The 14110-nt window shown below is 56.6% G+C and carries 14 protein-coding genes; all 14 read right to left on the reverse strand.

Annotated features, from left to right (window positions below):
- Positions 1–18 precede the first annotated feature (18 nt).
- Positions 19–1116, reverse strand: coding sequence for an endolytic transglycosylase MltG (gene mltG / locus QU667_RS06690; protein WP_304986445.1), 1098 nt, complete (start codon positions 1114–1116; stop codon positions 19–21).
- Between the two features lie 74 nt (positions 1117–1190).
- Positions 1191–1490 (reverse strand): DUF1292 domain-containing protein, encoded by a 300-nt coding sequence (locus QU667_RS06695; RefSeq protein WP_304986446.1) that lies wholly within the window; start codon positions 1488–1490, stop codon positions 1191–1193.
- A gap of 11 nt (positions 1491–1501) precedes the next feature.
- Positions 1502–1927, reverse strand: coding sequence for a Holliday junction resolvase RuvX (ruvX, locus tag QU667_RS06700; RefSeq protein WP_304986447.1), 426 nt, complete (start codon positions 1925–1927; stop codon positions 1502–1504).
- Entirely contained in the window at positions 1924–2175 is a 252-nt protein-coding gene (locus tag QU667_RS06705) for an IreB family regulatory phosphoprotein (RefSeq protein WP_304986448.1), read from the reverse strand. The genes ruvX and QU667_RS06705 overlap by 4 nt, the downstream gene beginning before the upstream one ends.
- 93 nt (positions 2176–2268) lie before the next feature.
- The gene (locus QU667_RS06710; RefSeq protein WP_304986449.1) at positions 2269–4500 is read right to left on the reverse strand and encodes a RelA/SpoT family protein; all 2232 of its coding nucleotides are present in this window, start codon (positions 4498–4500) and stop codon (positions 2269–2271) included.
- Positions 4501–6480: a single-stranded-DNA-specific exonuclease RecJ gene (recJ, locus tag QU667_RS06715; RefSeq protein ID WP_304986450.1), complete on the reverse strand. Its 1980-nt coding sequence runs from the start codon at positions 6478–6480 to the stop codon at positions 4501–4503.
- Positions 6481–6534: 54 nt separating this feature from the next.
- Positions 6535–7452 (reverse strand): protein translocase subunit SecF, encoded by a 918-nt coding sequence (secF, locus tag QU667_RS06720; RefSeq protein WP_304986451.1) that lies wholly within the window; start codon positions 7450–7452, stop codon positions 6535–6537.
- Positions 7445–8677 carry a protein translocase subunit SecD gene (gene secD, locus QU667_RS06725; protein WP_304988426.1) on the reverse strand — a complete coding sequence of 411 codons (1233 nt, stop codon included), beginning with the start codon at positions 8675–8677 and terminating at the stop codon, positions 7445–7447. Before secD ends, secF begins: the two co-directional genes overlap by 8 nt.
- 33 nt (positions 8678–8710) lie before the next feature.
- A complete protein-coding gene (locus QU667_RS06730) occupies positions 8711–9319 on the reverse strand; it encodes a 5-formyltetrahydrofolate cyclo-ligase (protein ID WP_304986452.1) in 609 nt (202 codons plus the stop codon).
- A gap of 9 nt (positions 9320–9328) precedes the next feature.
- On the reverse strand, positions 9329–9613 hold the full coding sequence (gene yajC / locus QU667_RS06735) for a preprotein translocase subunit YajC (RefSeq protein WP_304986453.1): 285 nt from the start codon (positions 9611–9613) through the stop codon (positions 9329–9331).
- A gap of 26 nt (positions 9614–9639) precedes the next feature.
- Positions 9640–10761 (reverse strand): tRNA guanosine(34) transglycosylase Tgt, encoded by a 1122-nt coding sequence (tgt, locus tag QU667_RS06740; protein ID WP_304986454.1) that lies wholly within the window; start codon positions 10759–10761, stop codon positions 9640–9642.
- 184 nt (positions 10762–10945) lie between these two features.
- Positions 10946–11800, reverse strand: a complete 855-nt coding sequence (locus QU667_RS06745; protein ID WP_304986455.1) for a shikimate dehydrogenase — start codon at positions 11798–11800, stop codon at positions 10946–10948.
- Positions 11801–11807: 7 nt separating this feature from the next.
- Positions 11808–13265 (reverse strand): nicotinate phosphoribosyltransferase, encoded by a 1458-nt coding sequence (locus QU667_RS06750; RefSeq protein ID WP_304986456.1) that lies wholly within the window; start codon positions 13263–13265, stop codon positions 11808–11810.
- A gap of 92 nt (positions 13266–13357) precedes the next feature.
- A complete protein-coding gene (gene trmD / locus QU667_RS06755) occupies positions 13358–14098 on the reverse strand; it encodes a tRNA (guanosine(37)-N1)-methyltransferase TrmD (RefSeq protein ID WP_304986457.1) in 741 nt (246 codons plus the stop codon).
- Positions 14099–14110 lie beyond the last annotated feature (12 nt).

Below are 14110 nucleotides of genomic sequence, written 5' to 3' on the forward strand. Positions count from 1 at the left end.
ATCCGTCTCCATCCGCCATCACCGTACCTGATCGACCAGTGCAAGATGATCGGCATAATTCGTCGCATAGTAATTGTTCCCGTTCCGATCAGCGACAAAATACAGATAATCAGTGTCCGCAGGATGGAGCACCGCCATCAGCGATGCCGTGCCGGGGCTTGCAATCGGTCCCGGCGGCAGCCCGACATTCTGATAGGTATTGTACGGCGAGGCGATCTCTGTATCGCGGTAGAGCAGATCCTCCTTCGGTGCATCGAGGAGATACTGAACCGTTGGATCTGCCTGCAGCGGCATACCGATGCGCAGACGCTTCAAGAAAATCTGTGCGATGATCGGGCGATCCTCCTCGTGATATGCCTCCTTCTCCACGAGAGAGGCAAGCGTCACAAGTTCATAGATCGAGAGATCCATCTCCTCTGCGCGAGCGCGCATCTCTTTCGTCAGACGGCGGTCGAAGTTCTTCGTCATCATCTCCATAATGCGTGCCGCATCAAATTCCCCGTTGATCTCATAGGTATCAGGAAAGAGGAACCCTTCCGCCGCATAGCGCACGTCTTCGTGTTCCTCGATGTAGGGATAGGGGCGATAGGACTTGGCGCGTTCAATAAACACCTCTGCATCGACCAAATGCTCCCCTTCCAGACGCGCGGCAATGTCACGCACGCTGAATCCCTCGGGGATCACAAAACGAATCGTCGCCGTATTTCCGTAGACCAATGTTTCGAGCACATCGCTCGATGTCATGCCCGTCTGTAGAGCAAACGTACCACTTTTCACCTTATTCTCAAAGCCGTTTAGCTTCGCCGTCCACCAGAACTTCGTCTCACTGTCAATGATGCCCTGCGCGTGCAGCTCCCTGCCGATCTCGCTCACACTCATTCCCGGGCGGACGGTAAAGTAAACCGGTGTCCCGGGTGTTCTTGTATCCGGGGAATTCCCAGACAGCGGAAGGATCACAACTACAACGATGAGGACAAGTGCAATCGACAGTGCCGGTATGCCGAATATGATTTTTTTTTGGAGCGATGTTCCCTTCCCGCGATAGACTGCATCGAATGCCTGCCGCAGACCGTCCCCCTGCAAGAAGTCCCATATCCCCTGCAATGACTTCTTCACAACGAGTCCTCCCTCTCTCTTTCCGCAAAAGTATGAAAAAGCTGTCATCCTCCCTCGATGACAGCCTCTCTTTCTCAGTCTTCTTCGTCCATCAATTCATAGGCGCGGCGCACGGCCTCGAATTCCTCGTCGGTCGGGTCGGTATAGATGTCCTCCCCACTGTCGTCCGTAACGATCTTCGCGATTGTCGCCTCGTCGCCCTCCTCGGCGTTCTCAAGATCTTCCTCCGAGGATACCGCAAGCGCAATCAGCACAGCAAAACGATCCTCCCCGATGGGAATAATCATCTCCTCGCGATAGTAGCGCTCATCGCCATCCTCGTTGGTCATAACAACGATAACATCATCATCGTGCATTTCATCATATTCAGCCATTTCCTTCTCCTTTATTTCAAATGCTGCTGCCGATCCAGAAACCCCTGCAGAATGTAGACCGCCGCCATTTTGTCAATGACCTTGCGCCGCTTCTTTCGCGATACATCCCCCTCAATGAGGGTACGCGAGGCAGCAACCGTCGAAAGACGCTCGTCCCAGTAATGGATCCCGATGGTTGGAAAACGCTCTGCCACATCCGCCATAAACGCACGGACAATTTCGCAGCGTACCCCCTCGTCCCCATTCATATGCTTTGGCAGCCCTGCGACAAATCCCGCAGGCTCATACTCCTGTACAAGCACAGCGAGACGGTCAAGATCCGACGCAAGATTCGTACGGCGAATTGTTTCCACGCCCTGTGCCGTGAGCCCCAAGAGATCGCTGACGGCGATACCGATGGTCGCATCGCCGATGTCGAGCGAGAGATAGCGCTTCACTTTTCGTGCTCCAAGTAGAACCGCACGAGCTCATCGAGCAGTTCGTCGCGCTCAAGGCTGCGGATCTTGCTCCGTGCCTCCTGATGACTCGTGACATAGGCAGGATCGCCGGAGAGCAGATAGCCAACCAGCTGATTGATGGGATTGTACCCCTTCTCCCGCATGGCGGCAGCAGCCTCCCGTATGACCGTATCCGCCTTCGGCTTATCCTCACCGAAGGAAAACATCATTGTTTTTTGTTCGTCCATTTGATTCACCTCGTCGGGAAGTATCGGTCATTCATCCGTCTAAAATAACATTCTGATATTACCACAAAACGCACAAAAAAACAAACGAACCGTTCACACCTCTCCGCCCGGCAGCGCCGAGCTTCCCAAGGTGCGCGTGACGCGATACACGTCCTTGAGCAGACGCACACGCGTCATGACCTGCGTGATCTGGTCGATGTTGCTGACGTTCAGCCCGAGGAGAACTGTTGATGTCTTATTGCGGCGGTTCGGCATCGCATTGACCGTGTGAATGTTGACCTTCATCTCTGCGGGTACTGCGAGGATTTCGGAGAGCATTCCGTTGCGGTCGTTGCAGATGATCTCAATGCCGACCGTATACTCCTTATCGAGTCCGATGTCCCAGCTCACCTCGATCACACGCGTAAACTCCGTATCATTGAGCACGTTCGGGCAGTCGGAACGGTGAACGGACACGCCGCGCCCGCGCGTGATATAGCCTGTGATGGGATCGCCCGGAATCGGGTTGCAGCAGCGTGCGAGACGCACAAGGTAGCCTCCCTCGCCCTCCACGAGAACGCCGTGGCTCGCCTTCTTGCGCTTTCCCCGACGCGGTGCTTTGAGCTCGGAGAGCATCTGCGACACCTCGGGCGGCGTGCTGTCCTTGACTGCCTGCTGATGCAGCTCGATGAGCTTCGTCATAACTCCGCGCAGCGTCACGCCGCCGTAGCCGAGTGCGGCGAGAAGATCATCCTCACTCTGCACGTTGAGTTTTTCCGCGACCTTACCAAGGCGTCCGCCCGCCATCAGTTCCTTCGGCGCATAGCCGAGCCGCTTCGCCTCGTCACGGATGAGATTCATACCGCGTTCGATGTTTTCCTCGCGGTTTTCCTTTTTGAACCATGCGCGGATCTTGCTGCGCGTCGCGGAGGAGGCGACCGTGTTCAGCCAGTCGGGGCTCGGCCCGCTGCCCCCCTTGTTGGTAACGATGGACACGATGTCACCGTTCTTGAGTTTGTACTCAAGCGGCACAATCTTGCCGTTGACCTTTGCGCCGACGCAGTGATGCCCGATCTCGGTGTGGATGTGATAGGCGAAATCAATCGGATTCGAGCCCTTCGGCAGGTCAATGACATCGCCGCGCGGCGTAAAGACAAAGACCTCATCGGAGAATACGTCCAGTTTCAGTGCCTCAAAGAATTCCTTCGGGTCGTCATACTCCTTTTGGAGGCTCACCATCTGACGCAGCCATGACATCTTCTGGTCATTCTCATCGGTCGCACCGATGCTGCGCCCCGCTTCTTTGTATTTCCAATGCGCCGCAACACCGAACTCAGAGACCTGGTGCATCGCATTCGTACGGATCTGGATTTCGAGCGGGTCGCCGTGCGTCATGACCGTCGTATGCAGGGACTGATAGCCGTTCGACTTCGGCATGGCGATGTAGTCCTTGAACCTGCCGGGAATCGGTTTCCACATCGCATGGATAACGCCGAGCACACCGTAACAGTCCTTGACCGAGGAAACAAGGACACGCACGGCAGAGAGATCATAGATCTCATTGACACTCTTGTTGTCGCGCTTCATCTTGCGGTAAATGCTGTAAAAATGCTTTGCCCGACCTTTAATGTCCGCTGTAATGCCGGCAGCTTCGAGCTTCTTCCGAATCTGATCAATGGATTCGATAATGAACTCCTGCCGCTCCTGACGCTTGTGCTTGACCTCCTCCACGAGTGCATAATATGCCTCCGGTTCGAGATAACGCAGACACAGATCTTCAAGTTCCACCTTGATGCTGGAGATGCCGAGACGGTTCGCGAGCGGCGCATAGACCTCGATTGTTTCCTTGGCGATGCGGCGGCGCTTGTCCTCGCGCATATATTTCAGCGTCCGCATATTGTGCAGCCGATCCGCCAGTTTAATCATGATGACGCGGATATCCTTTGCCATCGCAAGGAACATCTTGCGGTAGTTCTCAAGCTGAACGTCCTCTTTCGACATATACTTGATCCGCCCGAGTTTTGTCACACCGTCAATGAGTGCCATGACATTCTTGCCGAATCGCGCTTCCATTTCTTCGAGGGTCGCGCAGGTATCCTCCACGACATCGTGCAGGAGCGCAGCACAGATCGTCTCATCGTCGAGATGGAGTCCGGTGAGAATGTAGGCGACGTTGAGCGGGTGGATGATGTAGGCATCGCCCGAGATGCGCACCTGTCCGCTGTGCGCCTTCTCCGCGTATTCATATGCCCTCTTTATTTTTTCGAGATCGGCATCCGCCTGATACGAGCGCACCTTATCCAAAATCATCGTGATGGTGACATCCCTCTGTGCATTCTCTGACATCTATATGTCACCCTTTCTTTCCTCATGCCGACGAAATGTCGGCGCATCCATGAGTTCGCGCTTGCCCGAAGGCGGAATGAACTGCCAGCCACCCTCCGGCAGCGGCGCGATCAGTCCGAGCTCACGAAAGATACAAAGCGCACACGCCATCGTGTAGGATGAAATATGCTCCACGCTGTGGGAAAATCGCCGTGTGAGTGCGATTGCACCATATGAAATCCGATCATCCGCCCCACGCTGCCCGATGAGGAACGTGTAGACCCTCCTCAGCAAGGCGCGTGACGGAAAGATGCGCTCCTGCACGGCGGGCAGGAGGGAGTCCACCATGCACTGCACGGATGTCACCCCCTGCCACTCGTTCATGCTCGGCACATAGGCGAGATCGTACGCCTCCTCGGTCACAATCTCCGCCCACTCCCCATAGTTCCAATAGAGCGCCGGCACGCGTTTCTCTCGTGTTCCAACCTCCATGCGCAGGTGCTTTCCCTCTGCACCGATGGCAGCCGCCGTCCGAGGGCGCAGATCCCGCACGCCGAAAATCGGGCGGGGATTGCCCATACCGTACGGTTCCAAGAGCGCAAGTTCCTCAATTTTCTCAATCGTCCAATCCGTCGGAGAAACCAGCCCTTCGATCGAAATCTTCGGTGTGAAATCCTCAATCTTCAAGTGGGTATATACATAGTTCGCGAACGCACGGCGAAAATCCTCCACACGATCCCACGCAAGCGTCAATCCCGCTGCCATTTCGTGTCCGCCGAACTGGATGAGCATATCCCTGCACGCAGAGAGTGCCTCATACATATTAAGTCCTGCAATACTGCGGCAGGATCCTTTGCAGACATCGCCCTGACGGGTCAGCACGATGCTCGGACGATAGTATTTCTCCACCAGACGTGAGGCGACAATACCGATCACACCGGCGTTCCACGCCTCTCCCGCGACCACAATCGCGGAAACATCCGGCGTAACGTCCGAAAGAAGCGCCTCCGCTTCCATGAGGATCGACTGTTCCAGATTGCGCCGCTCCATATTGAGTGCATTCAGCTCCCCTGCGATGCGGTCCGCCTCGCGCACATCCTCGGCAAGAAGCAGCTCCACGCCGCGCTGCGCTGTTTCAATGCGTCCTGCCGCATTGAGACGGGGTGCCAGCTGGAAGCCGACCATCCCTGTATTGATCGCCTTGCCCTCGATGTCGGCAACGCGAATCAAGGCAGCAATTCCCTCGCAGGGATGCTCCGACATCACCCGCAGTCCCAGCCGGACGATCTTGCGGTTCTCACCGACGAGCGGCACGAGATCGGCGACGGTACCGAGCGCGACGATGTCCATATCCCCCGCATAGCTCCGCTCCTCCTCCATCTGCCACAGCGCCTGTACGAGTTTGAACGCGACACCGACACCCGCAAGGTTCTTGTCCGGATAGGGACAGTCCGCACGATGCGGATTAACGACAGCGTAAGCGGGCGGCAGTACCACGCCCGGAAGATGATGATCTGTGATGATGATGTCCATTCCCGCCGCCGTCTCTGCAACGGTCTGAACGGATGCGATGCCGCAGTCCACCGTAACGAGCAGGTCACATCCCTCCGCCGCAAGCTGCGCCAGTGCCGCGCCGTTGATGCCGTAGCCCTCCGTAAAACGGTTTGGAATATAGTAGGAAACCTTTCCGCCAAGGGCGCGGATATGCTTCATGAGGAGCGTGGTCGAGGTCATCCCGTCCACATCGTAGTCGCCATAGACAACGATCTGCTCTCCGCTGTGAATTGCGTTCCATATCCGTTCGGCAGAACGCTCCATATCCATCATGAGGAAAGGGTCATGAAAGGGCTCGTCCTCCGGATGGAGAAACGCCCGCGCCTCCTTTGCCGAACGTATGCCTCTGCCCCATAAAATTTGCCCGATCAAAGGCGCAGCCCCGATTTCCCGCGCCAGCACGTCCCCCTCCGTGGTATCCGCACGCACCATCCACTCTTTCAGCATAGACTCCCCCCTCTCCAATAGGAAAAGAGCCTGTCATGGGACAGGCTCTCTTTTTTATCCCTCCACCGCTGCGGGTTTTGCAGCGGGTCGCCGCTCCGTACGGTTCTTCAGTTCGATCCAAAGCTGGCTTGCGATGAAGATGGAGGAGTAGCAGCCGCTGGCAAAGCCGACAAGCAGCGCAAACGCGAAGTCCTTCGTCGTCTCCCCGCCGAACCAATACAGCGCGAACGTCGTGAACAGTACCGTAAACACCGTATAAAGCGAGCGCGTGAGCGTCTGATAGACGGAGGTGTTGACAAGCTCGTTCACATCGCCGCCGCGGCGAAAATGCAGTTTCAAATTCTCACGGATACGATCAAAGATGACAATGGTGTCGTTGATTGAGTAACCGACGATCGTCAGGAGTGCCGCAATAAAGGAAGAATCAATCTGCCGCTGCGTAAAGGAGAACACCGCGAGCACAATGATGATGTCATGGATCAGCGCGAGCACTGCCGACACACCAAAACGCCACTCAAAGCGATAGGCGACGTAAAGGATGATAAGCCCCCACGAAATCACGAGCGCAAGCACGGCATTTGTAATCAGCTCGCCGCCGATGGTCGCGCCGACCTTTTCTTCGCGCAGCACGGTGTAGGAACCAACATCCTGTGAAAGCGATGCCATGACCTCCTTGCGCTGACTTTCCTCAAGGTCAATCGTACGGATCATCACATTTTCGGAGGACTCGATACCGGTCTCTGCGCCTGCAAGCTGAATCGTACTCCCGTCAAGATCGTACTTTGCAAGGCTTGAACGCACGTCGCCAAGCGTCACCGGCTGCTCGAAGCGCAGGTCGATGATCGTCCCCCCTGTGAAGTCGATGCCGAAATTGAAGCCGCGTACCCCCATGCAGATAAATCCGGGGATGATGAGCATCAGAGAGAGGAGAAACCAGATCTTCCGATGTCCTGCAATATCGAACTTAGGCATTCTTCCCATCCCCCTTCTTTTTCACGCCAAGCATAAAGCCGTTTGCACCGTAGAGTGCGGGATTCTCAGACAGCTTCGCGTTGATCATCAGCTTCAGGAGATACTGTGTCAGCGTGATCGCCGTAAACATCGAGAGGATCGTACCGACCCCGAGCGTAATCGCAAAGCCGCGAATCGTCCCCGTCCCAAGGAAGAAAAGCACCCCCGCTGCAATCAGGGTCGTGACATTCGAGTCAAAAATCGTTGTAAACGCACGCTTGAATCCCGCATCCATCGCAAGCCGCAGGGTCTTTTGGTTGACCTGGTACTCCTCCTTGAAATGCTCAAAGATGAGGACGTTCGCATCGACCGCCATACCGATGGAAAGGATGATGCCCGCCACGCCCGGCAGTGTCAGCGTCGCATCCATCAGGTAGAGGATACCGAGCAGCATGATCGTGTATGCCATCAGCGCAACATCTGCAATAAACCCGGAGAGATGATAGAAGAAGATCATGAAGAGAACAACCGCACCCAATCCGATGACAAAGGCGAACTGGGACTTGTCCTTCGAGTCCTGGCCGAGCGTTGGCCCGACCGTGCGCGTCTCGATGATCTCAACCTTCACGGGAAGTGCGCCGCTGCGCAGGACAACCGCGAGGTTCTGCGCCTCTTCGAGGGTCTTTTGCCCCGTGATCTCCGCGCGTCCGCCGAGAATCGGCTCACGTACATTCGGCGCGGTGAGCACCTCGCCGTCGAGCAGAATCGCAATCGTGCGCCCGACGTTCTTCATCGTGAGATCGGCAAACTTCTGTGCGCCCTCATCCGAGAATTCGAGGTTGACGACATTCTGTCCCGACTGCGGATTCGTGGAGGCCTGTGCGTCCTTCAGATCCGTCCCCGTCAGAACCGTATGCCCCTCCTCATCGCGGAACTCAAGCATCGCCGTCTTGCCAATGGTACGAATCGCCGCATCGGGATCCTTAATGCCCGGAAGCTCGATGATCACGCGGCGCTCTCCCTCACGCTGAATGATCGGCTCGGTGAGCCCGAGCGAGTTGACGCGCTTCTCCATGATCGTGACGACGCGATTCATCGCATCATCGTTGACCTGCGCCTGATCCGTATCGACCGCCTCCAGAACGACATGCGTACCGCCTTGCAGGTCAAGTCCCTGCCGGATCGAACTCGCGAGCGGCTGAACCAGGAAAAAAAACGCACCGATGATGACGACAACCGAAATCACCAACTTTAACAGACTATGTTGTCTCAACAGTCCTCACACCTCTTTCTCAAGGTTTTCCATCCGTCTGCAGGAGATCATGCGCCGCTGTGTCAAAATGGCATCGACGCGGGCATCCTGCATCCCCATCGGAACATCGGGAACGATCTGAAAGTCAAAGGCAGGCACCAGCCGCACGGCACGACCTGCACGCGGAAGGAAGCGGTCATAATAGCCGCCGCCGCATCCGAGCCGCCCGCCGCCCGTGTCAAACGCAACCCCCGGAACGATGATCACATCAATTTCCTCCGGCGGAATCTGCGCCCCCCGTGCAGGGTCGGGGGATGCAATACCGAATGCTCCGCTGACCAACGCATCCATGGCAGGCAGTTCCCGTGCCTCCATCAATCCCTTTCCCGTGATCTCGGGAAGGACGATGCGCCGTCCCTTTGCAAGGAGTTCCGCCATCAGCGGATACAGGTCAATCTCCTCCGGCGTACTCGCATAGAGCATGATTGTCCGTGCATTTTGCACGACAGGAAGTTCCCGCACACGCGCACAGATCCTGTTGCTCGCACAGGTGCGTTCCTCTGCTGAAAGAGCACGGCGGCGGGCAAGCATTTCTCGCCGCAGCGCCTTCTTTTCGGCAAGCAAATTTCCTGCCATCAGACCGTATTACTCCTCTTCCTTCGTATGCACCGCACTGACCGCAGAACGCTCAAAGACAATGTTCACCCCGTCCGCCGCACGAAGCGTCACCGTCTTGTCGTTCAGTTCCATGATCTTGCCGTGCATCCCGCCAAGCGTGATGATCTCGTCGCCGACCTTCAGTGCGGCAAGCATCGCATCGCGCTTCTTCTGCGCCTGCTTCTGCGGGCGATAGAGGAGGAAATAGAAAAAGACCACCAATATGATAATTGGTCCCCACGAACTCAGCTGTGCCATCATTTCTGCATCCATAAATACAACTCCTTCATTCAAATAAATTATCTTTTATGATATTGATTCATAAAAGCCTGATAGAACGCGGGGAATGTGCCCGCGATGATCGCCGCACGCATACGGCGCATGAACTCCTGCAGGAAGTAGAGGTTGTGCAGGGTTAGGAGGCGCAGCCCGAAGATCTCCTCCGCACGCACAAGATGACGGATGTATGCGCGCGTATAGCCGTTGCGGCAGGCATAGCAGCCGCAGCCCTCCTCAAGTACCGTATGATCGTGGGTATGGACGGCATTCTTCATGACGAGGCGGCCGGTCCATGTCATCGCCATGCCGTTGCGTGCGACACGCGTCGGAAAGACGCAGTCGAACATATCGATGCCGTTCCGCACCCCTGTGAGCAGATAGTCCGGCGTTCCAACACCCATGAGATAGCGCGGTTTGTGCGCGGGCAGCAACTCCACCGTGTAGGAAAGGATCTCCTCCATCAGCTCGTGCGGCTCGCCGACACTGAGCCCGCCGATCGCATAGCCCGGCAGATCGAGCGCCGTCGCCTCGGCAGCGTGCCATGCACGCAGATCGCGATACATACCACCCTGTACGATACCAAAGAGCCCCTGCCCCTCCGCATCCGCCATTGCGTCACGGCAACGGAGAAGCCAGCGCTGCGTGCGCTCCGTCGATGTCTTTGCATAGGCATGGTCGGCAGGATACGGAATGCACTCGTCGAACGCCATAACGATGTCAGAACCAAGGCATTTCTGCACCTCCATCGAAACCTCAGGCGAAAGAAATTTCTTCGAGCCGTCGATGTGCGAGCGGAACGCCGCCCCCTCCTCCGTGATCTTTCGGAGATCGCCGAGACTGAACACTTGAAAGCCGCCGCTGTCCGTGAGGATCGCGCCGTCCCAGTGCATGAATTTGTGCAGCCCGCCCGCCTCGCGCACGAGTTCCATGCCGGGACGGAGAAAGAGATGATAGGTGTTGCTGAGGATGATCCCCGCACCGAGATCGTGCAGTTCGTCGGGCGATACGCCCTTGACGGTCGCCTGCGTTCCCACAGGCATGAAAATGGGCGTTGGAAAGCTGCCGTGCGGCGTGTGAATCACCCCCGCACGCGCTCCCGTCGTTTCATCCCGCCGGACCAGTTCATAGGTAACCGCTGCCAATCCTGCACCCCCATCTCAAAACACCCTGTATCATAACACAAAAGCAAGAGATTTTCAAAACCGGAATTATCTCAGACGCTATGATCATCTCCGTCATGCGTGCTCCATCCAACCGCCTCGCTACGCAATGGATTGCGTGCTTATCCGCAGGACACACACTTTGCCCACTTGCTCCAGCGATTCCTTAGGAGCACTGCAGAGCTGTACGAAGTGTTTGTTTCATAAGCTCCATATCGGGGCGTATCCCCGTCCAGAGGCGAAACGCCTCCGCGCCCTGCGCGGCGAGCATCGTCTCGCCGTTGATCGTTTCACACCCCCGCGCCCGTGCCTCGCGCAGAAAACGCGTCTCGGCAGGCGTATAGATCAGATCATAGACAACAGCGGAGGGATTCAGCGCCGCCATATCCACAGGCGGCATCTCCTCCGTGTGCGGTGTCATGCCCATCGGGGTCGTCTGCACAACGATGTCGGCAAAGCGCAGTGCAGCGGCAAATGCGGAATCGTCAAAATGATATGCCCGCACATCTCCGTCCGCCGCAAAATCTGTCGCGAGTGCCGCCCCCTTTGCCACGTTTCGGACACCGATCACCACAGAGGAAACATTGCTGCGCAGCAGCCCCCAAAGCGCTGCCCGCGCCGCGCCGCCCGCGCCGATCAGCACGGCTTTTTTTCCTGCGAGCGCAATCTCCCGCTCCGCAAAGCCCGCGAGGAAACCGACGACATCCGTATTGTGCCCGACCATCCCGCCGTCCGCGATCACAACGGTATTCACCGCATGAATGCGCCGCGCGTCCTCGCTCAGATCATCCAGCAGGGGGATGATCTCCGTCTTGAACGGGATCGTTACATTGAATCCCGCGATCCCCGCATCACGCAGACCATATACAGCAGACGGCAGGGCATCCGCACGGACGGGCAGAGCCGCATACACATAGTCAAGCCCTGCATCGTGCAGGGCTGCATTCTGTATGACCGGTGAGAGGCTGTGCCCGACGGGCGCACCGATCACCCCCAAAAGTTTGGTTGTTCCGGTAATCATATACATCCTAGCTATGCTTGCCGCGCATATCGTCGAGGAGCCCCATCTTGAGTTCGTAATACATCGGTGTCATATCGAGATAGTGGCTGTGCGGATTCTCAAAACGCTGCTCCTCCGGCCAGATCTCCTCCGCCAGCTGTTTTCTCACATACTGCCGAATTTCATCAAGTGCCGGCAGCTGCTCCACACGCGTCCCGCCGCTCATATAGAGGCGGCGCAGATTCACTGCCGAGAACCCGTCGAAGAAACGGTTTTTCCACGGTTTGCACGGATCAACATAGCGGAACGGGTGTGCGAGGTCGATCTCCTCCCCCTGTACGGCGATCATATCCGCAACCGCCTTGCCATGCCTGTCATAGACGCGATAGAGATCCTTCAATCCCGGATTGGTCAGCTTCTCCACGTTCTCCGACATCTTGATGCGCGGCGAGAACACACCGTCCTTTTCCACAGCAACGAGCTTGTAGACTGCACCAAAGACAGGGTCGGACTTCGCCGTAATGAGACGTTCTCCCACGCCGAAGCTGTCCACCTGTGCGCCTTGGAGGAGGAGCGAGGAGATCGTAAACTCATCGAGACTGTTCGACAGGATGATCTTACAGTCCGTAAGCCCCGCCTCGTCAAGCATCGTACGGATGCGTTTCGACAGATAGGCAAGATCGCCCGAGTCGATCCGTACGCCCGCCAGCCTCCGTCCCTGCGGTGCAAGCACCTCGTTCGCCGTGCGGATGGCGTTCGGAATCCCCGAGTGAATGACATCGTAGGTATCGACAAGCAGTACGGTCGCCTGCGGGTAGATCTCCGCATAGGTTTTGAATGCGGCAAATTCATCCTCAAAGAACATGACCCAACTGTGTGCCATCGTCCCCGACACGGGAATATCGAACTGCTGTCCTGCCGAAACCGTCGCCGTCATATCGACACCGCCGATGTAGGCCGCCCGCGCACCGTACGTTGCCGCATCCATATTGTGCGCGCGCCGCGCACCAAAGTCCGAAACGCACCGCCCCTCTGCAGCCCGCACAATGCGCGACGCCTTTGTTGCGATCAGGGACTGATGATTGATCTGCGCGAGAATCGCCGTTTCAATGAGCTGCGCGTCGATGATCGGCGCGACAATCGTCATCAGCGGCTCATTCGGGTAGATGATCGTCCCCTCCGGAACTGCATAGATGTCTCCACGGAAATGAAAATCGCGCAGAAATGCCAAAAACTCCTCGGAAAAGAGATGCTGTGCACGGAAATAATCAATGTCCTCGTCCGAGAACGCCATGTTCTCAACGAACTCGATCACATGCTCAAGCCCCGCAAACACGGCATAGCCGCCCTTGTCGGGAACAGAGCGGAAAAAAAGATCAAAGGCGACGCGCACATCGCCGTGATTTTGATGAAAATATCCGTAAGACATCGTCATCTCGTAGAAATCCATCATCATCGACAAATTTCGCTTATCAAACTGCGTCACAATTCAGTCCCCCTATCGGGCAGAAAAAAACGGCATGAAAACAATTACTTTGCATTATACCATTTCCTCAAGATTCACGCAAAAATAGTTTCTCACCATTTTTCGTCCTGTTTTGACAAAAAGAGCAGATCCTCCTGTGTGAGCCTCGCCAATGGCAGCAGTTCGGGACGGCGGCGCATGGTACGAAGAAGGGACTGCTCGCGCCGCCAGCGTGCAATCTCCGCATGATTGCCCGAGAGCAGGACATCCGGCACAGCCTTGCCCTCAAACACGCGCGGACGTGTGTACTGCGGATAGCCGAGCAGCACATCGAAGAACGAATCCGTCGGCGCAGACGTGTCGTCACCGAGCACGCCCGGCAGCATACGCGCCGTCGCATCCACGACGAGCATGGCGGGAATCTCCCCGCCCGTCAGAACGAAATCCCCGACGGAAATAAGACGGTCGGCGAGATCGTAGATGCGTGCGTCAAATCCCTCATAGTGTCCGCAGATGAGGATCAGCTGCTCGTATGCGGCAAGCTCCTTTGCCATTTTCTGCGTGAACGCCTCGCCCGCAGGATCGAAGATGATGGTACACCGCCGCCCCGCACAGTCCGCCGTTTTTTCCTGTATGTCGTGCACAGCGGCATAGAGCGGCTCGGGCTTTAAAACCATGCCCGCCCCGCCACCGCACGGCGTATCGTCCACATGATGGTGCTTGTCCGTCGCGTAGGCGCGGAAATTCGTGCAGTGAATGTCCAATATACCGCGTTCCGCCGCACGGCCGAGGATGCTCGTGCCGAATACGCCCGCAAACATCTCAGGAAAGAGTGTCACAAGATCAATTCTCATAGGTACTCCTTA

It is taken from the genome of Selenomonas dianae (assembly GCF_030644225.1).
Classification (GTDB): Bacteria; Bacillota; Negativicutes; order Selenomonadales; family Selenomonadaceae; genus Centipeda; species Centipeda dianae.

Excerpts from the sequence above, each read along its gene's own strand:
- QU667_RS06730 (WP_304986452.1), bottom strand. The coding sequence starts at position 9,319 with ATGGCAGGAAATTTGCTTGCCGAAAAGAAGGCGCTGCGGCGAGAAATG.
- yajC (WP_304986453.1), bottom strand. The coding sequence starts at position 9,613 with ATGGATGCAGAAATGATGGCACAGCTGAGTTCGTGGGGACCAATTATC.
- QU667_RS06745 (WP_304986455.1), bottom strand. The coding sequence starts at position 11,800 with ATGATTACCGGAACAACCAAACTTTTGGGGGTGATCGGTGCGCCCGTC.
- secF (WP_304986451.1), bottom strand. The coding sequence starts at position 7,452 with ATGCCTAAGTTCGATATTGCAGGACATCGGAAGATCTGGTTTCTCCTC.
- QU667_RS06705 (WP_304986448.1), bottom strand. The coding sequence starts at position 2,175 with ATGGACGAACAAAAAACAATGATGTTTTCCTTCGGTGAGGATAAGCCG.
- trmD (WP_304986457.1), bottom strand. The coding sequence starts at position 14,098 with ATGAGAATTGATCTTGTGACACTCTTTCCTGAGATGTTTGCGGGCGTA.
- recJ (WP_304986450.1), bottom strand. The coding sequence starts at position 6,480 with ATGCTGAAAGAGTGGATGGTGCGTGCGGATACCACGGAGGGGGACGTG.
- QU667_RS06695 (WP_304986446.1), bottom strand. The coding sequence starts at position 1,490 with ATGGCTGAATATGATGAAATGCACGATGATGATGTTATCGTTGTTATG.
- QU667_RS06710 (WP_304986449.1), bottom strand. The coding sequence starts at position 4,500 with ATGTCAGAGAATGCACAGAGGGATGTCACCATCACGATGATTTTGGAT.